General features: G+C 46.6%; 16 protein-coding genes. 8 read left to right on the plus strand and 8 right to left on the minus strand.

Going from position 1 to position 22099, the window contains the following annotated elements; all coding sequences use genetic code 11:
- Nucleotides 1-171: 171 nt before the first annotated feature.
- From NDI52_RS30190 to NDI52_RS30210, 5 genes are all read left to right on the plus strand, one after another.
- Nucleotides 172-1284 carry a 3'-5' exonuclease gene (locus NDI52_RS30190; protein ID WP_348256880.1) on the plus strand — a complete coding sequence of 371 codons (1113 nt, stop codon included), beginning with the start codon at nucleotides 172-174 and terminating at the stop codon, nucleotides 1282-1284.
- Nucleotides 1285-1313: 29 nt separating this feature from the next.
- Nucleotides 1314-1520 (plus strand): hypothetical protein, encoded by a 207-nt coding sequence (locus tag NDI52_RS30195; RefSeq protein WP_190769965.1) that lies wholly within the window; start codon nucleotides 1314-1316, stop codon nucleotides 1518-1520.
- 510 nt (nucleotides 1521-2030) lie between these two features.
- Nucleotides 2031-2225: a hypothetical protein gene (locus tag NDI52_RS30200; protein WP_190769966.1), complete on the plus strand. Its 195-nt coding sequence runs from the start codon at nucleotides 2031-2033 to the stop codon at nucleotides 2223-2225.
- Nucleotides 2225-3400: an HNH endonuclease domain-containing protein gene (locus NDI52_RS30205; RefSeq protein WP_348256881.1), complete on the plus strand. Its 1176-nt coding sequence runs from the start codon at nucleotides 2225-2227 to the stop codon at nucleotides 3398-3400. Before NDI52_RS30200 ends, NDI52_RS30205 begins: the two co-directional genes overlap by 1 nt.
- Before the next feature lie 516 nt (nucleotides 3401-3916).
- Complete coding sequence (locus tag NDI52_RS30210) at nucleotides 3917-4477, plus strand: Uma2 family endonuclease (RefSeq protein WP_348256882.1); 561 nt, start codon at nucleotides 3917-3919, stop codon at nucleotides 4475-4477.
- Here the strand turns inward: NDI52_RS30210 and NDI52_RS30215 are convergent.
- The 4 genes from NDI52_RS30215 to NDI52_RS30230 all read right to left on the minus strand — a co-directional run bounded on the left by NDI52_RS30215 (nucleotide 4474) and on the right by NDI52_RS30230 (nucleotide 16383).
- Nucleotides 4474-4668, minus strand: coding sequence for a hypothetical protein (locus NDI52_RS30215; protein ID WP_348256883.1), 195 nt, complete (start codon nucleotides 4666-4668; stop codon nucleotides 4474-4476). The genes NDI52_RS30210 and NDI52_RS30215 overlap by 4 nt on opposite strands.
- Before the next feature lie 477 nt (nucleotides 4669-5145).
- Nucleotides 5146-14544: a Calx-beta domain-containing protein gene (locus NDI52_RS30220; protein WP_348256884.1), complete on the minus strand. Its 9399-nt coding sequence runs from the start codon at nucleotides 14542-14544 to the stop codon at nucleotides 5146-5148.
- Between the two features lie 862 nt (nucleotides 14545-15406).
- Nucleotides 15407-15598: a hypothetical protein gene (locus tag NDI52_RS30225; RefSeq protein WP_348256885.1), complete on the minus strand. Its 192-nt coding sequence runs from the start codon at nucleotides 15596-15598 to the stop codon at nucleotides 15407-15409.
- 626 nt (nucleotides 15599-16224) lie between these two features.
- Complete coding sequence (locus tag NDI52_RS30230; protein ID WP_348256886.1) at nucleotides 16225-16383, minus strand: hypothetical protein; 159 nt, start codon at nucleotides 16381-16383, stop codon at nucleotides 16225-16227.
- Between NDI52_RS30230 and NDI52_RS30235 the strand changes: the two genes are divergently transcribed.
- From NDI52_RS30235 to NDI52_RS30245, 3 genes are all read left to right on the plus strand, one after another.
- A complete protein-coding gene (locus tag NDI52_RS30235) occupies nucleotides 16382-17713 on the plus strand; it encodes a GIY-YIG nuclease family protein (RefSeq protein ID WP_348256887.1) in 1332 nt (443 codons plus the stop codon). The two genes, NDI52_RS30230 and NDI52_RS30235, sit on opposite strands and share 2 nt — an antisense overlap.
- Nucleotides 17714-17816: 103 nt before the next feature.
- On the plus strand, nucleotides 17817-18380 hold the full coding sequence (locus NDI52_RS30240) for a Uma2 family endonuclease (protein ID WP_348256888.1): 564 nt from the start codon (nucleotides 17817-17819) through the stop codon (nucleotides 18378-18380).
- A 407-nt stretch (nucleotides 18381-18787) separates the two neighbouring features.
- Entirely contained in the window at nucleotides 18788-19636 is an 849-nt protein-coding gene (locus tag NDI52_RS30245; RefSeq protein WP_348256889.1) for a transposase family protein, read from the plus strand.
- 237 nt (nucleotides 19637-19873) lie between these two features.
- Here NDI52_RS30245 and NDI52_RS30250 read toward each other — a convergent pair whose 3' ends face one another.
- The 4 genes from NDI52_RS30250 to NDI52_RS30265 all read right to left on the minus strand — a co-directional run bounded on the left by NDI52_RS30250 (nucleotide 19874) and on the right by NDI52_RS30265 (nucleotide 22099).
- Entirely contained in the window at nucleotides 19874-20140 is a 267-nt protein-coding gene (locus tag NDI52_RS30250; protein ID WP_348256890.1) for a hypothetical protein, read from the minus strand.
- Nucleotides 20141-20527: 387 nt separating this feature from the next.
- Complete coding sequence (locus NDI52_RS30255; RefSeq protein WP_348256891.1) at nucleotides 20528-21106, minus strand: hypothetical protein; 579 nt, start codon at nucleotides 21104-21106, stop codon at nucleotides 20528-20530.
- 148 nt (nucleotides 21107-21254) lie between these two features.
- The gene (locus tag NDI52_RS30260) at nucleotides 21255-21701 is read right to left on the minus strand and encodes an HNH endonuclease (protein ID WP_348256892.1); all 447 of its coding nucleotides are present in this window, start codon (nucleotides 21699-21701) and stop codon (nucleotides 21255-21257) included.
- Nucleotides 21698-22099, minus strand: a complete 402-nt coding sequence (locus NDI52_RS30265) for a hypothetical protein (RefSeq protein WP_348256893.1) — start codon at nucleotides 22097-22099, stop codon at nucleotides 21698-21700. The genes NDI52_RS30260 and NDI52_RS30265 overlap by 4 nt, the downstream gene beginning before the upstream one ends.

Below are 22099 nucleotides of genomic sequence, written 5' to 3' on the forward strand. Positions count from 1 at the left end.
GGCTTTGATACGATTGGGTCATTGTTGTTTCCTCCTACGGAGTTGGCTCATCAAGCCACCGTAGGAGTTACTTTACTGCCGCAACGCTCAAAACTCTTCGAGTCACACTGGTCAAACCAGTGGCTTACCTCAGTTGTTTAGTTAGCCCGAAGTCTGGGAGAAGGGCATCGGGTGATTCACGGGGTCGCGGGTTCTGGCAAAACCCTCATTCTGGTGTACCGCTGCCTGAAGCTGGCCGCTGAACTGAATAAGCCTGTCCTGGTACTGTGCTTCAATAAATCTCTTGCTGCCCGACTACGGCATTTGCTCAATGAAAAGGGGATAGGCGATCGCCAGGTGAGCATCCGCCCGTTTCATGGCTGGTGTGTGGATCTGCTGCGTCAGTATCAACTCCCCATCCCCAGCAGTAATCAATTCCCTGGCATGGCCTTTGGGGAAGAACTGACGCAACGAGTCATCCAGGCTGTTGAGACTGGCACCATTCCCGCTGGCACCTATGGAGCCGTCCTCATTGATGAGGGGCATGATTTCCAGCCCTCTTGGTTAAAGCTGGTCGTGCAGATGGTAGACCCAAGCACCAATGCTCTGCTACTCCTCTACGATGATTCCCAGCACATCTATGGCAACCAAACTAAGCGGAAGGTTAGCTTTAAGAGCCTCGGCATCCAGGCACAAGGACGCACCACCATCCTCAAGGTGAATTACCGCAACACAGAGGAAATTCTTTCCGTTGCGTATACTTTCGCCAAAGAGTACCTATCCCCAACTGAAACCCAAATGGGTACAGATGAGGTTGTTTTGGAAACAACCGGGGACAGTGAAGATTCTCCCCTGCTGGTACTGCCTCAAAGTGCGGGGCGGCATGGGCCACAACCGAAACTGATCCAACTTCCCAGCTTCAGCGCGGAGGTCGGATACCTCGCACAACGCGCTCAGCAACTCTATGACCAGGGCATCGCTTGGGGAGATATGGCGGTGGTGTACCGGAATAATTGGATGGCGGAAAAGGTGCGCGATCGCCTCCAGAAGGCCGATATTCCAGTGGAGTGGATCAACCAGGCTGGTAAGCAAGGCTATGACCCCAGCAAACCCAGCATCAAACTGGTGACAATGCACTCCTCTAAGGGGTTGGAATTCCCGGTGGTGTTCATCCCGGGTCTGGGCTACCTGCCTGATAGTCACAGTACTCCTGAAGAAGAGGCACGGCTGCTCTATGTGGCGATGACACGGGCAATCGACCAGTTGGTGATGTCGGGCGATCGCCCCTCCAGTTTTATGAAGTGATTAGATGCTGTAATCGGAACCACCCAAAGATGACCTTAGCGCGATTCTCTCAACAAGCCTTGAATCTGCTATATGTGGGCGTTCTATACCGGGAACGACTGCTGGAGGTGTACTGCTTCATTAAGAGCTACGAAGCAGGCCAAATCACTTCTAAGGCGGTGCAAGATCTTCTGGATCAATATGGCCCCGACATGAAACCTCCCCTCCCCTTCAGCGATGAGGAATCCCCGTCCTGAAAGTTCTACTAGCAGCACCTAATCACTGGCGTTGATTGGCGTTGATATAGAAGTAACCGGACAATCCAGCAGACAGCTTTTTTCCAAAAACAAACTAAACACTACTGGAAGGCAGGCATTTCAATAGATTGCTTCTTACCAGCCACATTCATGAATGTATTCACCGGACAACTGCACCGAACAGTCCGGCAGACTTAAAAAACTTTTCGTTGGAATTACTGCTTTCTTGAAATCCTGGGTATTCTAAATCTAGGTAGATTCAACGATGATTCTTTGACAAACCTTAGATCTCGCTTCTACTGCCCTCTGTTCCCAACTGTCACCCAAATGGGTACACAGATCCCCAGATCGGGATGATTGGGAACAATCAAGATTTATCCCTTCTAGGCTCACAGCCTGATCACCCACATCACTCATGATGTGCGGTTGCGGCTTGTAGATGGCACGGGCAATCGCCCTGCCAGTAATGTCGTGTGACTTTCGCTGAAAGAACAATCGATGCAACCAACCATGAACTTAGAATATTTCTCCCAACGCGCTTTGAACCTGCTGTACTCCGGTGCTCTTTACCGAGGAGAGATTATCGAGGTGTACTGCACGCTTAAAGGTTATGAAGCGGGTGAGATCTCCGACAGAGTGATGCAGTATGTTCTGGATCGCTACGACCCTGAGCTAAAGAACCTTTCCCCCTCCTACCTCCCCTAATGGAACTCGCTGCCGGCCAGGTTATCAGCACCATTCTGAAGCATGATCGCAAGGTCACTAGCTACAAGATTGCCCTGCTCAGAGCTATCAATGACGTGGTGCTGTCCTTCCCCGATGTGTGGGCATTTCAGCAGGATGTAGCCGTTCCTCTGCGCCTCCTGGCTGAATACTGGGTTGCTTACTACTGGCCCTTTGTTGACCCATCCAACCCCATCTACCAAGGGCAACGGGCTAACGGTAAGAATGACATGGGCTTTCGGGCTGAGCTAACCCAGTTCCGTGCCGAATGGGAGCAGTTCAACGGAGAGTTGAGCCGCCCCGCCGATGGCTTCTACATTCTGAACGAGCTTCGGATTCCTCGTCGTCGCGCCATTTATCCGGCGTCTCTATTGGGTGCGTATCAGAAGGCGATCAGGGCGATCGCCAAAACCCTAGAAATGCCCATCCGGTACGCTGGCCCTGGCAACTGGACCGTATTTGAGGAACCGAAGCGGTACGACCAGCTGAGCGATTCCATTCCTGCATGGCTAAACCAACGCATCATCCCTGTCCCTGGCACCCAACCCCAGGATAAGTGCCTGCTCATCTCCGCCAAATTGTGGCAGACCTTTCAGGGCATGAGCCTGTGGGTGGAAGCCCTTTGTATCCATGAATGGTGTCTCTTCTCAGAACGCATCATGCAGGAGCAACCAAACCTCGACCGGGGCGACATCTACACCCTTCTGACCGATCGCCCTGACAACCGCCGACCACTCACCTGGGAATCGAACCAGATTGACCTGCTATTGATGGAAGGGCATGAGTTTGTGTGTCCCTGGACCAATAAGCGAATTGTTGAGGGAACGGCTTACGACCTGGATCATTTGCTGCCTGTGTCGATTTACCCCATCAACGAGCTGTGGAACCTGGTGCCGTCTGATCCGGGTTTTAATCGGCATGTGAAGCGCGATCGCCTCCCATCCCTAGAACGGCTTGCTGAAGCCCGTCCACGGTTGGAGCGGGACTATGAGGGGTATGGAGCATCAGCAACCCTGGCTCAGACTTTGCAAGAGGATGTCAGCATTCGCTTTTCAACCCTGGATACTGCGCCCTCTCGCTTTTCTGAAGCGGTGGCTGTGGTTGTAGTGGGGTTGATGGAGCAAGTGGCAGAATCGCGGAATTGGGAGCGGTTTTAAGGGGAGGGCGATCGCCCCTCCTCTTTGCTTCGGATGCCCTCCTACTTTGGTGGTATGGAGCAGGGGCTTGCCTCAAAGCTTGAACGACTGCATCTACCAGTTCTGGGAAGTCTTCCTTTCCAAGTTTCTACTTTTTCCCAGAACTGGGGTAGAGGGTTGCCCTTTAATTACTCTCTTACAGCAGGCGGTCGCCATCACTTTGATTTCCAACCCTATCCTCTCTCTTTCGGTTTCTAGAGTTCTTACCTCTGGCCGAAGCGAGCACAAGTATATGTGAGTAAAAATGTAATCATTGAAATCGTCTACAAATACCACGAGGGCGAACTTGTAAAGCCCTTAGCTATATATATCCCCAATGCCTGTCCTCATTTGAGGGCAGGCATTTATACATGAAGCTTCAGGGTTGATAGTTTGCGGCTGCTGTTAAGGGCAACCCGGATTAGCCACCGTATCGTGATTCATCACTTTTGGGAATAGTCGTAAAATCAAAGCATCCGTTCATTAATGGCATCCTCTATGGTGCAGGCTTCTCAAACCTGGCTCACCCTCGACGAGTTCCTCGCTCTCCCCGAGGGCGACGTTGCCTATGAACTGGTCAACGGCCTCGCAATCCCTAAAATGGCTCCCCAACGCTTCCACTCCCGCACCCAGAAAGCCTTGCTCCTGATTCTGGAACATTGGGGCCGTCAGAGAGGGGAAGTGGGTATCGAGTGGTCAGTTACCCTGCAACGGGAGGGGAAAGACTGGGTTCCCGTCCCTGATCTGTTATTCGTATCCCAAGAACGCCTTCCTAAAGATTTCACAGAAGATGGCCCCTGCCCGGTTCCCCCTGAACTGGTGCTAGAAATTATCTCCCCCGATCAAACCTTTGGCGGCATGACGGAGAAAGCTCTGGATTACCTGGCCGCTGGTGTTTTGCGGGTGTGGATCGTTGATCCCAAATCTCAAAGCATTACCGTCTTCATGCCTGATCGCCCACCTCAGATCTTCCGAGGCGATCGCCCCGTCACGGACGACCTTCTACCCGAGCTGAGCTTAACTGCCCAGCAGCTATTCCAGGACGCAGGAATCGTCTAACGTTGCTCAAGAGTTGACCCACTCCAGCGAGAGCTAACGCTGCGATCGCACACGGGTATCCAGAAAACGCATGAGGTATGGGCATCGGGTAAATTCCACCCGCAAACGATTGCTTCATACAAATACCCCACCAGATTCTCAATCTTCCGTTGCTGTTTCTGGTGCTGGAGGTCGGCGATCGCTCCTTTCACCCTTTTCTGGGTTGGTGCGATCGCCTTCTTTCATGTTACTCTTTGGGGCTATGGTCAGAGGTGTTGCAGTATCCGTGTTCTGGGAAGGTAGCCTTTTCAAACTTTTGGTTTTTCCCAGAATCAGGGGACAAAACGGTAGTTGGGCTGTATCATCTATTTTCTATTCGGGAGGAGTGACCGCCATCAAATTTTTCCAAGTGGTAATCGTTCCAAGGATATTTCGTCAGCTTCCAATTTGCTCATGCGGCGAGATAAGGTGCTGTGGTTTAGTACCTGGAACTTGATGCTCACTAAATTGCGGATGAGCTTAAGAAACCCTTGGTATTGCCTTTCCGCCAGACCATACACCGCTTCTACGGTCACCAACTATTCGGGAAATTTGTCAGGCAATCAGTTCATAAGGTGTAGCTCTTAGCGCTACATCTTATGACAATTATTCAACCAGATAGGTATTAACCGATATGGATCAATTCCATCCTAAACAAGGAAGTTTCTAGGTGTAATAGCATTAGCTCTTATATTGGTGAGAGTAGCTAGCGTGGAAAATACCGTTCCAGCTCCATTTCCATCATTATCGATCCTGACTTGCGTGCTAGTCCCAACCTGAACCACTCTCACAAACTGGGCAAAGCGCCTGTAAGGCGTTACACCGCTAAACTGGGTTCGGGCAAAGATAGTTCGGAGATCAATGAAGTCCGCAGCTACACCAAAGTCCGTAATGGTATCTGCCCCTTCTGTTGTACTTCTGAAGGCAAAGACATCTCTACCAGCACCTCCAGTAATCCGGTCAGCACCGACACCTCCAATTAAGCTATCATCACCAATACCTCCAACTAGCACATCAACCCCTGCACCACCGACCAGCTGATCTCGTCCTGCATCCCCATTCAGTTGATCGTTGCCAATACCTCCATCTAGGCGATCATTTCCTGCACCACCGTAGAGCCGATCAGCACCAGTTCCTCCGAAAAGCTGATCGTTACCACCACTTCCTAACAGCTCATCATTTCCGCCTAAACCGTTGAGAGTGTCATTGTTGATGGTTCCAGCAATACGGTTAGCGGCACTGGTTCCAGAGCGACGAATACCTAGGCGGCCTCCTGCATAACTAATGGGGGAGGGGGGAACTCCCATAGCAGGTTCGTCATCATTCAGGATGGTTCCTAATCCTTGAGCTGTGGCAAGGGTCGCATTGGTAGGTGAAAGTAAATTCACTTGGAATGTTTCGTTGGCCTCAAAACTGGTGTCTCCTGCGATCGCAACACTAATCGTCTTACTGACCTCGCCTGCTGCAAAGGTCAGAGTACCCGTGGTGGATGTAAAATCTGTACCTGCTACTGCTGTGCCATTAGCCGTCGCATAGTTAACTGTTACGGCTTGTGAGCTAATAGCACTCAGGCTAACCGTGAAGGTTGCCGTAGTTGTACCCTGATTGCCTTCTGCAATGCTGACATTATTGATTGATAGGCTTGGCAAAACGGGAGCGACATCGTTGTCTGTGATGGTTCCTACTGCTGTACCCTTGCCAAGCGTGGCTTCTGTAGGACTGGATAAGCTAACGTTGAAGGTTTCGCTGAGCTCATACAGCGTATCATCAAGGATTGGAACCACAATGGTTTTTGAAGACTCACCGGCAGCAAAGGTGAGTTGTCCGCTCCTTGTTATGTAGTCAGTGCCAGCGGTAGCCGTACCATTTTCGGTAGTGTAGTTTACCGTAACAGCTCTGTTAATTGCTTTTGAAAGTGTGACGATGAAAGTGGCGGTACCAGCACCTTCGGATACGCTTTGATCTGTAATTGATAGGGTAGGAACAAAATCCGGAGGAGCATCATTATCAATGATTGTCCCGGTAGCAGTAGCGGTTCCAATAACAGCGTTAGTGGGACTGGTTAAGGTAACAGTGAAGGTTTCAGCAGATTCATCCTCAGTATCATCGTAGGTGTAAAACCCAATCGTTTTTGTTGTTTCTCCAGGAGCAAAGGTAACTTGCCCAAAGTTCGATACATAATCATCACTTGTTGCTGTCCCAGGAGTATCAGCATAGTTAACAGTTACCGTCTCTGTACTAGCTCTTGAGAGGGTTACTGTAAATTCAAAGTAGTTTCCTTCAGTAGCGAATGCATTAGCAATAGTCAGGACAGGAACATCATCATTGATGATCTTCCCTATTCCAATCTCTTTGATTAAGGTCGCATTAGAGGGGTTGGAGAGAACAACCCGGAATGTTTCATCGCTTTCATAGTCCGTATCCCCCAGAATAGGTACGCTAACAGTCTTTGTGGTTTCCCCAGGATTAAAGGTCAGGATTCCTGCTCTGGGGGTGTAGTCACCATTGGCGATCGCACTCTCTGCTACTGTTGCATACTGAACGGTAATAATCTGATTACTAACAGCAGATAAGGCTACGGTGAAGTTCAGGTTACGGGTACCACTGTTGCCCTCTGCAATAGATGGATCGTTAATAGCAAGTGAAGGCACGGGGGAGTTGCTGACGAGGAAACCTTGGGAAAATTCCGAGGTGTTTCCGACGCTATCTGTTGCAGTAGCCGTAATGTACTGCCCGTTTGAAACCAGCACAGGAAACGTTATGTTGAACGTTACATTGCCGGATAAATCTGTTTGAACCGTTGTACTTCCCAGTAACGTTTTACCTTCTCCATAACCGGAAGGATCCCGTTCTGGATTGGAGAAAAACTCAATCTTAAATGGCTTGTTGCTAGCACTGTTAAGTCTACCTCGCAGTGTTGTTACACTGCCGCTAGCTGTTACACCTGTAATGACTGGGAAGTTTTGGACCAAGTTACCGCCTGTATCCCCATCACCCACATCATTGGGCGTAACCCCACCAATACCTGATTCACCCGCTGATAGCGTTAAGTCAATTCCCAACAAGCTATTGGAGTAAATTTGATTGGATTGAATGCGATTGCGTTCCCCATAACTCACTTGAACGCCATGCCCATAGTTGGAGAAAATGGAGTTACTAATGAGGGAGTTCCCAGATGCTGAAAGTAGAACCGCAGGATACTGACCATAAGTTGGATTCCCAACGTTTATTGGATCACCATTGAACGCAATAATATTGCCTGCGCCACTCTCTGTACCTCCAATAAGCGTGTTCAAATTATTTGGAGCACCTGCCCCATGCTGAACGAATATCGCCCAATTAGAATTACCAAGAGGTGAGATCCCATCTGCAGCAGTTCCAATAAGATTTCCCTGCAGTACATTGCCTGTTGCACTGTTACTGTCAGAGCGAATGTAAACTCCGGTACCATTGCCTGAAATGATGTTACCTGCTCCAGGTTGTGTCCCTCCAATCACGTTGTCACGGCTGGTAATCGAAATACCTGTGCCACCGGTATTCATATTGGTGGGTTTTCGGGTTCCCGATATATCCGTACCAATATAATTTCCTTGAACAATATTTCTTCCACCGCCTTTGAGTTCTACTCCCGAAAGGCTCCCTGCAATAACATTACGGGCTCCTGGTGCTGTTCCCCCAATAGTGTTGTTGGATGCATCATCGTCAATCAGAACACCCGCTGAGCTTATGAGGCTAAACCGCTCGGTATTATCAATTCCGATAAAATTCCCCTGAATACTATTTCTTTGTGATTTACTGCCTCTAATTCGGATATGATTCGCTGAATTATTGAAGAAGACATTACGTTGGGCGCTCATCGTCCCACCAATCATATTGTCAAAGCTATTTAAAATTTCTATAGCGCTACCGCCAACGCCCCCCCCATTTTCTTCAAACACGTTGCCTTCAATGCGATTGCTACCATTTTCCTTCAAAACAATCGCTCCGCCTCCAGGCTCACCTTGAAGTTTCCAGAAGAACAACCCACGTATCGTGCTATTGCCAGCACTGATTGTTAAACCATTGGCAAGCCCTGCATTGCTACCATCTAGGGTCACAATTGGAGTGCCGGAAAAGCTGGGTTGCGTAGTGCCATCAATCACTATAGCCTCATAGATCTCGGGTAGTGCGGTACTGAGCCGAATAATAGGTGAAGCCGTACCAGCGATATTGAAATGAATCGTGTTTACGCCTGGAGTAGAGTTGGCAAACTCGATCGCTGCTCGCAAGGTGGTTTGTAAACCCGGAGTACCAAGATCAGCATCGGGAACGCCATCCGTTGGGTCAGCGTCGGGATCATCCGCCGTTGAATTCACCACGATTGTGGTTGCTAAAGGCTCGTCCGTCTGAATTGTTCCAACTCCCTGACTATCTGTAATCGTGGCGTTGGTTGCATTTCTCAAACGAACAAAGAAGGTTTCATCCCCTTCCGGAATTGTATCGCCATTTACCCGAACGGTAACTGTCTTGGAGGTTTCACCAGGGTTAAAAGTCACGCGGGTTGTTGGTAAAGTCTGGTAATCTCCATCCACCAGTGTTGCACTGCCATTAAAGGTTAGAGCATCAACGGTAACGATTTGGTTACTGGCTTGCGAAAGGGTGATGGTAAACGTGAAGTTACTTGTTCCGCTATTTCCTTCCAGTTGGGAGACATCATTAATTCGAATTTCTGGCCCGGCTGCACGGGTTACAGACACAACATTCGAAAATTCAGAGGTATCGGTGTATCGCTCAAAAATATCCGTTGCAGTAGCCGTAGCCGTAATAAAACGCCCTGCATCAGAGACAACAGGAAATGTTGCTACAAAGTTTGCTAATCCATTATTGTCACTTGTTACGAATGTAGAACCAAGGAGCGTTTCACCTTCACCGTAACCTGAAGAATCTGCACTACTGTTGGAGAAGAACTCAACGTAATACCGAGAGTTAGCACGATTACTCGTGAGAATACCTTCAATATTAGTCGTGCTACTCCCACTGGTAACACTTATTATTGTGGGGAAATTCTGAAGGTTATTAGGACCTGTATCGCCATCTCCAGCATCATTAGAGGTAACACCATTTCCTCCTAAATCAATGCCTAAAAGACCATTGCCGTAAGTGGTGTTAGAGATCAAACTGCTTCGGGGATTATTGAAACCTTCGAGCAGAATGCCATTTAGAGTATTCGAATAAATGGTATTCGAGTGGATGGCTGTACTGCTATCAAACGACTTGATTCCATTGCCGATGTTGGAGAAGATCCGGTTAAACGAAACAATGCTTTCATTGTTGTTATCAATAGAAATGCCTGCACTAAATTGCAGATTATTTCTACCATTAAAGGCAACAATGTTTCCCTCCGCGCTACTACCCCCAATAAAATTGGCACCAAAACCAGCTAGAGATATTCCTCCATAGCCATTCCCTAGAGGTGTCGTTCCATCCTCAGCAGTTCCAACGAAATTACCCTGAATTCGATTGCCACTACTATTATTGGTCGAGAGGATGCCATACTGCCCATTTCCTGAAATAACATTAGCAGCTCCAGGAATTGAACCTCCAATTAAATTATTTCCATCTCTTCCTTGTATGGTAATACCAACTCCCGTGTTGCCTAAACGGTTTACCCCCGTAATATCTGTGCCAATGTAATTGCCCTGGATTGTATTTTCACTTGCCCCATAAAGACCTCCAGCTTCACGAGTTTCAAGGCTGATCCCGTAACCAGTGTTGATATATCCAGTAGTATTGGTATTACCAGAAATAACATTTCTGCCCGCATCAGTCGTGCCGCCAATGATGTTGTGGTTGCCTCGAATTGCAACGCCAATACCAACCCCAGCATAGTCTTCAATAAAAAAGTCCCCAATGAAGGATAAAACATTTCCAAGGGCAACGGTTCCTGTAACATCTGTGCCAATCAAGTTTCCCTGGAGCGTGTTTCCGTTTCCTTCCAACAAAACTCCTGTCCCGTTGCCAGAAATAACATTTCTAGAGCCAGGAGTTGTGCCACCAATAATATTATTCGAGGATGCTGCATCAACATAGATGCCAGATAGTCCATCGGCTGCTACACCTACAGAGCCTCCTGTCAAACCATTTCCCAAAAACCTTGAAGTGTCAAAGAGCGGTGAATCTCCATTTAAGTCACCCGAGTTATTAGAGGTATCTCCAACACTAGTTCCGGTTGCATCTGTGCCAATGAAATTCCCCTCGATGCGGTTATTACCCCCACCCCGCAAAGAAATACCGTTGCCTTTGGTAAATTGATTGATAATGAATCCCCGAACGATACTGTTGCCAGCAGTAATTGTGAGACCATCTACATTCGATGTACCGTTAACAGTTTTGATACCATTCAATTCAATAACAGGCCGACCTGTAAAGCCGGGTTGGGTTGTTGCATCCAGAATGATTGAATCTGTGATGGTCGGTAAAGTACTATTAGGCTGAATCCTAAAGCTACCGTTTGTGGCGTTATAACCGGCATCTCCAGTAGGAATGTTGAAATTAATAATGTCTTTTCCGGCTCTCGCATTGGCAAAATCAATGGCTGATCGCAAGGTTACCTGCAACCCCGGTGTTATTAAATCAGAATCCGCAGTATCATCTGTCGGATCTGCATCTCCCAAATCACCTGTGGAGTTAACTACAATGATGCGTGTCGCATCAGTGATAGTAACAGTGGTCGGGCTAGATTTTCCACCATTTGCATCCTTTGCTATGTAAGTAAAAGTATCCTGAGCATCGAAATTTGCGTTGGGTGTATAGGTCAACGTACCATTTGAGTTGATAGTGACTGTGCCGCCTTTTCCCTGAGTAACGCTATCGATGGAGAGAGCATCGCCTTCCGGATCACTGTCATTGCCTAAAACAGTAATGACTGACGGTGAAACTCCATTGCTAATGACAGAATCAGGATTGGTAACGGGAATATCATTGACCGAATTAACGGTAACGGTAACAGTCGCTATATCTGAAACCGTATCATCATTATCTCGAACGGTATAACTAAAACTGGTGGTACCAGAAAAGCCTGCATTGGGTGTAAAAGTGATTTGACCATTGTTTGGGTTAACTACGGCTAAACCACGGCTTGCTTGTCTTGTAATAAGAATAGTCGCAGGATTCACAGAACCATCGGCATCACTATCATTGGTTAATACATTGATCGCGATAGGGGTATCTTCATTGATAGTTACTCCATCGTCAGAAGCCACAGGAGCCAAGCTGCTAGATTCTAGAACTGTAAGATTGTCTAGTCTAATAACTGACGGATTATCTGTAGGCCCAGTTAGTTGAAATGTTAAATCACCAGATTGTGAACCTAATCCGACTAAAGAAACAGAGTAATTGTTGCTGGCAGATAAGTCAGCTAATACATATTCCTGCAAGACATTTCCTTGAAACAGGACTTGTAGGCGATCGCCCACTCCTGCACTGGCAACAGACAAATCAAATCCTAAGGAGATAGGGCTGCTATTCAGGTTGAGTAATTGCCCTAAAGATGTATTATCGGTTTGACGAAGTTCAATAAGTGTATTGTTGCCATCTCGGATCAGTTGTACATCTCCATTAACATCCCAAATGTAAGAGACAAGTTGAGAAGTATCTTGGATTCGAGTAATCCAGTTTTGAATTGCCGGATCATCAATGATAGGAAATGTTATGGATGCTATTTGCTGTTGTAAATTACCTAATTCCTCAAAAGAACCGTCTGAAAAATTTCCAAAATTACTATTATTAGTAGAGAGAGTAGATTCTGCTAGTACTGAAGCTGATTCAGCTGACGGGCTTGATGAACTGTCAAAAGACAAAGCCCTAGCCATAGAACGGTTAGCAATGTTGCGTTGAGCACCAACGTAATTATCCAGAATATAGTCAGGGTTAGAACGTATATCCGAGTAGGTATAGTAATCTGTAATATTGAGATGATTTGATACTGGAGAACCAATAGGTGCCTCCAGAACAATGTTTTCGAATCCAGCTCGTGGTGGGGCTTTGACATCTAAAAAAGCTTCTCGAATTGTTTGCTGATTTTGTGGATTAAACTCTGACTGTAAATCAGTCTTAATTAAATCAAAGATTATTGGAAGAGAAAAAAGATTATCTTGCACTCGGTAGTTAACAGCCCTTTCAAGTTTGCCAATATTTTTGACAGCATTAACTTCAGTCACAATACTAATATCACCCAAAAGACCAGCTAGCCCTGGCCAGTCCGTCGAATATCCATCGAGAGATGTGAATTGGTTAATGTTATATTTTTGTTCTGCAAGCAAGACTGCAACACGGGCATTGACAGCGGCGCCACGGCTGTGACCCACTAGATGAATAATTTGATCTCCATTTATACTTAACTGTGGATCGCCTAACAGACCAGAGACGATAACATCGGTAGCAATTGTTCTAGCAGCATTTTCAGCAAGTCTCCCAGCCCGCTTCAAATTTAAGACAACAGTTCTTATAGCTAAGTCGTATAAATCTGTACGGTTTTGAGCTTGAAAGAGAGTTGCTACTGCCGCGGAAGACCAACCAGAAGACCAACCGGTTGATGAGTCCCAGCTTGAAACATAAGATTTAACTTGGCCTGCTAATGGGGTTCCAAAGGCAAATCCTTCTAATTTGTTACCTAAAGTAAACCATCCATCCAAAAAGTTAGGGAAAAGTGGAAACCCGTTTCCAAAACCATGGGTGGCAATGTTAACTACTTTTGGTGCAGGAGGTTGAGCACGAACAATCGCATTTTTTCCATCAGAAAGTGATACCCAAAAAGCAACTTGGCCAGCAGAGTTGATAGGATCATGAATTTCTAAATCTTGAATTGTCGCACTTCCGGGGCCATCAATAGTATCACCAACTTTGGCGACTAATCGAGGCGGCTGAACTGTAAAAAGACGTTCATTCCCGACTGATGTGCTAAAGGAACTTGTATAAAGCCCTTCCCGACCTTCCCGATCATAAGCAAGATAGGCAACAGTACCCTGCCCTTTCCCGTATAAAAGGTTGTAGCTGACACCAACACGGGAGTTTGGTACAAAGCCTGTAAATGGCCCAGAATCTACTTCCCCAAGATTCGGATCAAAAGTATTATTACTATTGAGATCGGTAAAAGTTTCCCACGGGTCAAGATAACCGTTGCCTGATGAAATCCCAGCAACTTGTTGGATAAATCGACCAGTTGGAGTATTTATGCTTGCAAAAATACCTGCACCTGGCGTTAAATTTAACGCTGTGGATGCATCAGCTCTAAGATCTGCATAAAATGTAACGACCTCTCCGTTATCACTAATGCCAGGACTCAGCCCAAGGCTCTGAGCTTGAGCAGGCCCAATAATCAAACTTGAGCTAGCGAAATTTTTACTATATAAATTGATGGACTGTGAACCTGTTGTTCCATTACGTGCAACAGTATTCCCGTTATCCGCCACCATGGGCCGTGAAGGAATCCTGTTCTGAATTGTGTAAAAACTATTCTGAGCAATCGGATCACCGGATTCCTTACGGGTTGCAAGCAAGCCAGTTGTACCATCCAAGGCTGGGAAAACAACTACACCAATATCTTTAACAAGACTACCGTTATCCTGAGCACCACTATTATTAATAGTTGGTGTCGCAGCAACTAAATCAAAGGGATAAATAGGCCCAGTTGGCTCAATTTGTCCAGTATCAGAATTAAAGACTTGTCCATCTTGCCCACCACTTACAATTCTGACAGGGGGATTATAAGGAGTATCTGCATCCCAGACACTAACAACAGAAACTGGCCCTGCTCCGGCAGAAGGAAGAGTAAACTGCCCAACAACCTGATTTAAGTTGTTAATCTGAACACCACGACTAAAGCTAGATAATCCTGAAAGAGTAGTAAAGGTATATCCGCTTCCGACTGCAATCCTTTCGGAGTTTGGATCATTATTGAACTGCCCTATAAACGCTACTAACCCTGCGTCATTGATTGAGGGATTATCTTCCATCCCTGTCAACCCCTGCTTTCCAGTTAGTGCAATGATGTCGAATTGGTAATTGCTCATGGGATAACCTTCTTCTTTCTGAGGGGTTTAAGTTTTACTACTAACGTGATGGATCACCTATTTAGATAGGGATGCCTAGATATGCGGCTGAATTCCAGCCACATATCTAGGCCTTAGCAGACTGCACATAATTCTAAGTGTATTGGCTCAATCCTTTGTGTAAAATTATACTTCCCGAGAGCTCCTATGAAATGGAAGATTACTGAGATTTAAGTAGGAATTTACATCCCTTTAGAATCAAAAAACATAAGACTGTTTGGTTGTTATGTAGATATTTGAAAGGTAAATTCCCTTTAAAAAAACACCTTGCAGAATATTTGGCAATAGAAAGTAATCAGCGTAATTAACAGATGAAATGCCTAGCTATTACCCTAACAATTTAGGAGAGTGCATCACATAAGGCACTCTCCTAGATGCCGTATTCATTGATGCTATTGAGATAGAAGGAACTAAAACCGTATTAAGTATAAATCACGTATATCACATCCTCTATTAAACGATTGCTTAAAAAGCATCCTTCTTCAGCATTTTTATGATTCAGATGAGCTTTTTTAAGGGCGTTACAGTTTTTTCTATCTATACTCTAAACAATCTCAGTTTTTTTGAGATTCAAAGTCATACTTCAAGATATATAGTCCTTGATCAAGATACACTAACAGAATTAAGATGTCAGTGAGTAAAGGTAACATTTTACTCACTGCACAATTTCCTTTCACAAGTTTTTTTAGGCTATTGTGCTGGCTCTGGTATAAAGTGTTTGCTTCAGCGCTCATTATCAAGATTATTTGTGTGTGGGTTAGCTTTTGCCTATCAATTTCTTCTATGTACCGAGGGAGGCGCTCTCTTGCATTGCTCGTCTGTTTTATAGAATTAGAGGAGCGATCGCCTCCTTCATCGCTTCTGATGTCGAACGATCGTCTTTCCCCGGTTCTTGAGTAATGCCCAGAGTGGGACAAGCTCTACTGTATGGGCTATAAAGCAGTAATTGAATAGTTCTGGAAAATTTAGCCCTTAATTTGAAGTTTTCCCAGAATTGAAGGCGTAAAATGAGCATCCTTGTGCGGTTTCTCAGGAAAAATGAGAACGCGACCGCCGCCTGCTGTATTAATCTGGATTGGCATTTATTAAGTTTGGTGGTTAGATTTTAATACATTGGCTGAAGGCGATCGCTCTCTCAATCCTTTCAGGGGTTAATGAGTCCACAGCCATTTCTGTCGTTTGGGTTATAGCGGCAGTTAATTCTGGGAAGTTCGCTACCCCAACTTCTGGACTTTTCCCAGAACTGATGTTGAAAGACTGCTCCTTCCGCTCCTTGTGGAGTTAGTGCAGGAGTAGGAAGTGATAACTCTTGTCCAAATAGAGGCGATCGCCACAACCCTGATTGCTAAATTCTGCCCTCTCCCTTTTGGCTCCTGGAGTTCTTACCCCTGGTAGAAACGAGCACAAGCATATATGAGCAATACTAAAACTGATGAAATCGCTTATAACACCACGGGGGCAAAACTATAAAGTCCTCAGCTATGTATAACCTCAATGCCTGTCCTCAAATGAGGGCAGGCATTTATACATTAGGATTCAGGGTTGCGAGTCTGGTGCTGATGTTGGAGTGGGCGATCGCCCTCCTCAAGCTTGGTTCGTGGAGCTATGCAATATCCCTTGAGTTCTGGGAAAGTGGGCTTTTCAAATTTGCAGTTTTTCCCAGAACTGAGGGACAAGATGGTAATCGGGCTGCATTACAGACCCCATGAGTGCGGGCGATCGCCATTCAAACTTCGCCCAGTGATAATCGTCTCTATTGGATTTCGGGAATGATGAAGTTGCTGGGCCTACTTCAGTCATGCTCCTACATCCTGAATTTAATCTGCTGACGCTTCCATCACGTCTGTTATCTCAACGGGATCAACTTCCTGCTTGTCCTGCCATTTACTTTGCTATTGATAGCAAAGAGCGGGTTCTGTATATTGGTCGGGCCATTAATTTGGTGGAGCGCTGGCGAGATCATCATCGACTGGAGCAATTGACGCGCATTGGTAAGCGATCGCCCGTCCGATTGGCATGGTTAGATTGCAGTGGGCAAGTCCAGCAGTTGGGAGTACGGGAAGCCCACTATATCAATCTCTACAATCCCTTACTGAATAACACCCCCGTTCCGCCCAAAAAGATTACCCCTTCTGAAATTGCGTTGCAGGATGCTCTCAGCAAAATTTCCCGGTACTGCATCATTTTTGGGATGACATCTAAATCCCCCCATCACGATCTGCCCACAGTCAATATTCGCTACTTCGGAGGTGGGAGGGTTCCTTCTACGCTGCGTCGAATTTTCAAAGCCAGTAACAAGAGGCCAACTCGTCTCCATTGGGCAGAATTTGTCCGACGTAAAGGGGCATCCTGGTGGCGGACGCGATGCAATGGGATTGCGATCGAGGTGGGGCCGTGGTTCTCGTTTGATGAAGAGAATAAGCATTTTGCAGAAGATTTGAGCATTCGGCCTATCGCGGGTGTTGAGATGTTGGCTCTACAAGCCTTTCAGCTTGTGGCGCTGATAGAAAAGCATCCTTTCCTCCATGAGAATTATCCAGGTATGGCGGCATTGGAGGCTGATCCGATTCGCCTTATCTGGACGCGAACGGATCAACCCAATCCATTCAAGTTGATAAAACCTTCTTCGTTAGAATCTTCCTTCCATATTGCAGGTGAGACCATGTCACAGGAGCCAGAGCCAATTCAAGAGGACATTGTAGATAAGGTAACTCCTCGAAAAATGGAGAGGCAGTTTTTGACGATTGAAGGGGTTGAAGTGGAGGTATGTTCGGACTGCTCAACAGGACGTAAATTTGTCAGACATCATCTCATTTGGAAAATGCTCTTTAAGGAAAGAAATCCTAGTTTTGAACGAAATGGTATAATCCGAAACTTCAAGAATTATACAGATATTCATCTATCCACGATTCGTTGGACTGGATTTGATTTCAAGATAGAACGAGTTTCTTTTATAGACGATGATATGGAAGCAGATGTTGTACTTCTTCCTCTCGCTATGTTTGAGGATATTGTCAGATACGAATATAACCAGCGTAAAAACTCACGTCAGGAGCAGGATTGTGTGAAGTTGGGAGGATGGTTGGAGGAAAATGCGATCGCCCAACTCCTACAAAATCCGGTTTCGTGATGGGATGCTTGTCATGGTTATTCTCCGCCAGACGTAGTTTGAAGCGCACCCCAAAATTGCAGATGATCGTAAAATCAAGACATCTGTTTATCATGGCATCCCTATGGTGCAGGCTCCTCAAGATCGACTCACCCTTGAAGCCTTCCTCGCTCTCCCGGAGGGTGACGTTGCCTATGAGCTTATCAACGGTGTCGCAGTTCCCAAAACGGCTCCCCAACGCTTCCACTCTCGCACCCAGAAAGCCCTGCTCCTGATTCTGGAACACTGGGGTCGTCAGCGGGGAGAAGTGGGTATAGAGTGGGCTGTCACCCTAAAACGGGAGGGAAAAGACTGGGTTCCCGTTCCTGCCCTATTGTTTGTATCCCAGGAACGCCTGCCCAAAGACTTTACCGAAGATGGCCCCTGCCCTGTCCTACCCGATCTGGCCGTAGAAATCATCTCTCCCGATCAAACCTTTGGCGGTATGACTGAGAAAGCTCTTGATTACTTCGCTGCTGGGGTTTTGAGGGTATGGATCGTTGATCCCAAATCTCAAAGCATCACGGTCTTTGTACCCGATCGCCCACCTCAGATCTTCCGAGGCGATCGTCCTCTCACTGATCCCCTGCTACCCGATTTGAGCCTGAATGCTCAATACCTATTTCAGGAAGCTGGAATTGCTTCTTGAGTACACCCCAGATACCTTGCTCCCCGGTGAACCATAGATTTTCTCAAAAGTCGTAGGGGTCGGGCGATCGCCAAAACAGTGATTCTCTTGTTGACCCCTATGGATGCCTTACCAGGAAAGCAATTCAGCCACTTTTTCCGGAAGCTTAATGCGAATGATGGCATACAATTGACAGGTAGAATAGACCCCTACGGAAACAGGGTTCTGAAAAGCTTGACTAGCAAGCCTTCCAGAGTCCGGCTGTTCCCACTCGCTGGGAACCACAATTGAATGGAAACAGGGAAGGGACACTCCGGCTGAAAGCAAACTTTTCGTTCCCACTTGCTGGGAACCACAATTAAATAGACTTAATCGGAAATAGTGTAGGCTAAAAGCCAGGTACAGAGGACAAGGACAGGGTAAGAACGATGCTGAGCTACCCCAAAGTGCAAAACAAACCACGTGTGTTGCAAAGCTTGACTGGGCTGCGCGTGAGCGAGTTTGAGCAATTATGGGTGAGCTTTGAGCGAGCATGGCAAGACTATTTAGAGCACCATCACATCCAGATACCCAGAGCCAGACGCTATGGTGGGGGACGCAAGGCACAATTGCAGGATAGCCGAGATAAGTTGCTGTTCATCCTGGTTTACTTTCGACTGTATCCAACGCAGGAGGTGCAAGGGTTTCTGTTTGGCATTGGGCAACCTCAGGCGCACGATTGGGTGCATAAGCTCACGCCGATTCTGAATCAGGCATTGGGATATGAGCAACAACTGCCCGAGCGTAGTCCCTGGCGATTAGAGCGGGTGCTCCAAGAATGTGTGGGTTTGGAGTTGATTATCGATGGCACCGAACGACGCATTCCTCGCCCCAAGGACAAAGATGAGCGCAAGCAGCATTACAGTGGGAAAAAGAAAACCTTTACGGTGAAGAATCTGCTCATCAGCCAGCGTCAAGGCAAGGTGTTGTACCTGAGTGACACCTACGAAGGAAAGAAACATGACAAAGCGATTTGTGATGAGGAGGATTACCGTTTTCCCGAAGGCACCCAGTTATGGAAAGACACTGGTTTTCAGGGGTATGAACCCGAAGGTGTAAAGACGCATCAACCGAAGAAGAAACCCCGTAACGGCGAATTGAGCGAAGCAGACAAAGAGCGCAATCAGGAGATATCTCGGGAGCGTGTGCAAATAGAGCATCACATTGGAGGTATCAAGCGGTACAACATTGTGGTGCATCCGCTGAGAACCCGAACGGTCACTTTACCGATACTGTAATGGAGACTGCTTGTGGACTCCACAACTTCCGACTGAGTCAACGGCAACTAGCCGTTGCCTAATTGAAAGAGGGATGGAAAGAGGGATGGAAAGAGGGATGGAAAGAGCGATCCCTTCTTCGTTAATCCACCTCCTTATTTCCGATTAAATCTAATGGAAACGTCCACCTGTCGTGGTAAGTGTTGGTGTTACACTCAGTTCCCACTCGCTGGGGAAACCAATTGAATGGAAACTGCGTCAGCGGAGGCTTTCTTGCATTAGTTGTGTTGTGGGTATCCACCCCTGTTGGATATGCAACGTGTAGTGAACCCCATCGCTCGCTATAGCCGCCAAAACTAACCCTTGCGCTCTTGCCCCGTTAAACCACTCATTAAACCCTTGTGGCACAATCGACGACGTTTGCGATGCTGGCAAATTCCACCCAGAAACGATCGCCTCATACAAGTACCCCACCAGATTCTCAATCTTTCGTTTCTGTTGCTGCTGTTGGAGGTAGGTGATCACTCAGTATCCAGAGCGAGTGGAGGAGCGATCGCCTGAATAGATGAACGTTAGGTTGTGAAGATACTTCTTATCATCAGGGCTTACGCAAGCCCACTATCCGTAGTGTATTGATGTTGTGGTTGGGGTGCGAAGCACTCCAACCACAACATCAATGCGTAAGTCCTGATCATGCTGGTAAAAATAGGCAATTGCGCCTTTTTCTCTCACTCAATGGAACCTAATTCGAAGAGTTACAGCCAATGTCAGTAGATTGCACCTGCTGTGCCTCACAAGTTTTTGAACTGGTACTTTAAGGATGAAAGCATGTGAGTGTGCTTGCTGTGCAATGGCCCTGCTGTGACTATCCGAAAATCATAAATTGTCTTATGTGCCAACGGGAAACTTTTCTTAACTCTGTTTGAGATGCTTCTGCTTTCTCGCCTCCCACTCACTTGGGAATGTCTCAGAAGTTGATTTATTCCAAATTCTGGTTGCAATAGATTTATTGAGTGGAGGATCAAGAGCCTCACATTCTGCTTTGGCCTTTTGCAAAAGAGGATGATCTTTGCTCAATTCCTTATCCCAAATCACAACCTCCATACCCTGATCGGCCAGATCATCAATTAGAAATTGGGGAGGATCGCCTGCTGTATAGTAGGAGCGCTTTTCAGAGGTCGTGAAGATTTGGAAGAAATGCGATCGATAGGCATAGGTGTGTGACCAAAACCCATAAAGATTTTCATACTGGGTGATGAAGTAACCTGTAAAAGATTCTGTTTCAGGATCATACAACCATTGGTTCTCTTGACAGGGTTCAGTGAAAATATGGTCAATATTTCCCCAATATCCACAGGCGTGGATCTCAGCCCTTAATAAATTACCAATATTTGAATCTAACCATTCAACGGTACCGGGTTCATGGATACTGCGCTTGACGAGGGAGACCCATTGGTTAGGAGGAGGATTTTGTTTGGAATAGACCGTCATTTATATGACCTTGAAGTAAAGTGTGGAATCCCTGATTATCTTTTGTGTCTAAATGAGCTTCTGAATATATTTCTACATAAGTGGAAACTTGTTCTTCTTAAGTGGTGAGTTGCTGCATACTTGGTGGTAGAGCTAATTGGCGGCAGGCTCATTCCTTGAAGTTGAGTTTCTTTTGTAATTGTTTATGGCGCATTCTGGAGGCGATCGCCATCTTGCTTCCCTTCTTTTTATTACAAGCCCAGCAGACCATCACCAGGTTTTGTAGATCGAGAGCAAGTTCTGGAAAAAGGGACTTGGGAAGGATGTGTTCAACTGTAGGATGCTGAGGTTCCAGTCTAAAGTCTCCGTTGGCTAGATACGTCTTCTCACCAAACCCCATTTGTTTATCGCAGCAGACGCACTTCCATCCTTGTCGTTCTAGTTGGTGCATACGCCACTGATGCCAGTTGCTACTGCCCTGCCAATTGTCGTAAAGCAGTTTGCCATCGTTACGCCGGTGTTTAAGTCTTGCTTTGATTTGCCTGGTTTGAGCAATTTTTGTTTCAGCCTGCGTTAGGGCTGTTTCTGAATTGAGGATTTTAGCTAACTCGCTCATTTCTTTTTCCCTTTAGCGCTGGTCGCAGGAGCCTTCTTCGTAGAACTCTTCTTTATGCGGTTCGCTTTATCCTGAGCCTGAGTAAACAAGCTATCTGCGCGTTGATGGAGTTTGTCTGCATATTCCAACTGCTCGAGGCCACTCATGCCAAAAGGGGCATCCTGGATTTGTTCAGCCAGCGCCAATATGCTCCATCGCAGAGACTTAATGGCATTTCGGGTCGATTCCTTGAGGCGTTTATTTTCCAGTAATTCCTTGCAGCGATCGCTCACCATAAATAGGTCGTATACATTGGCGCTACCTTGCTTACGAAGAGGGGCAAGGGATTTTGTAACCAGCTCTGCCTGGTACTTACTTGCTCCAAACTCAATGAGTTGTTTTCGGGTAATCGTTTTCAT

Source organism: Leptolyngbya sp. PL-A3 (genome assembly GCF_039962325.1).
Taxonomy (GTDB): domain Bacteria; phylum Cyanobacteriota; class Cyanobacteriia; order Elainellales; family Elainellaceae; genus Vacuolonema.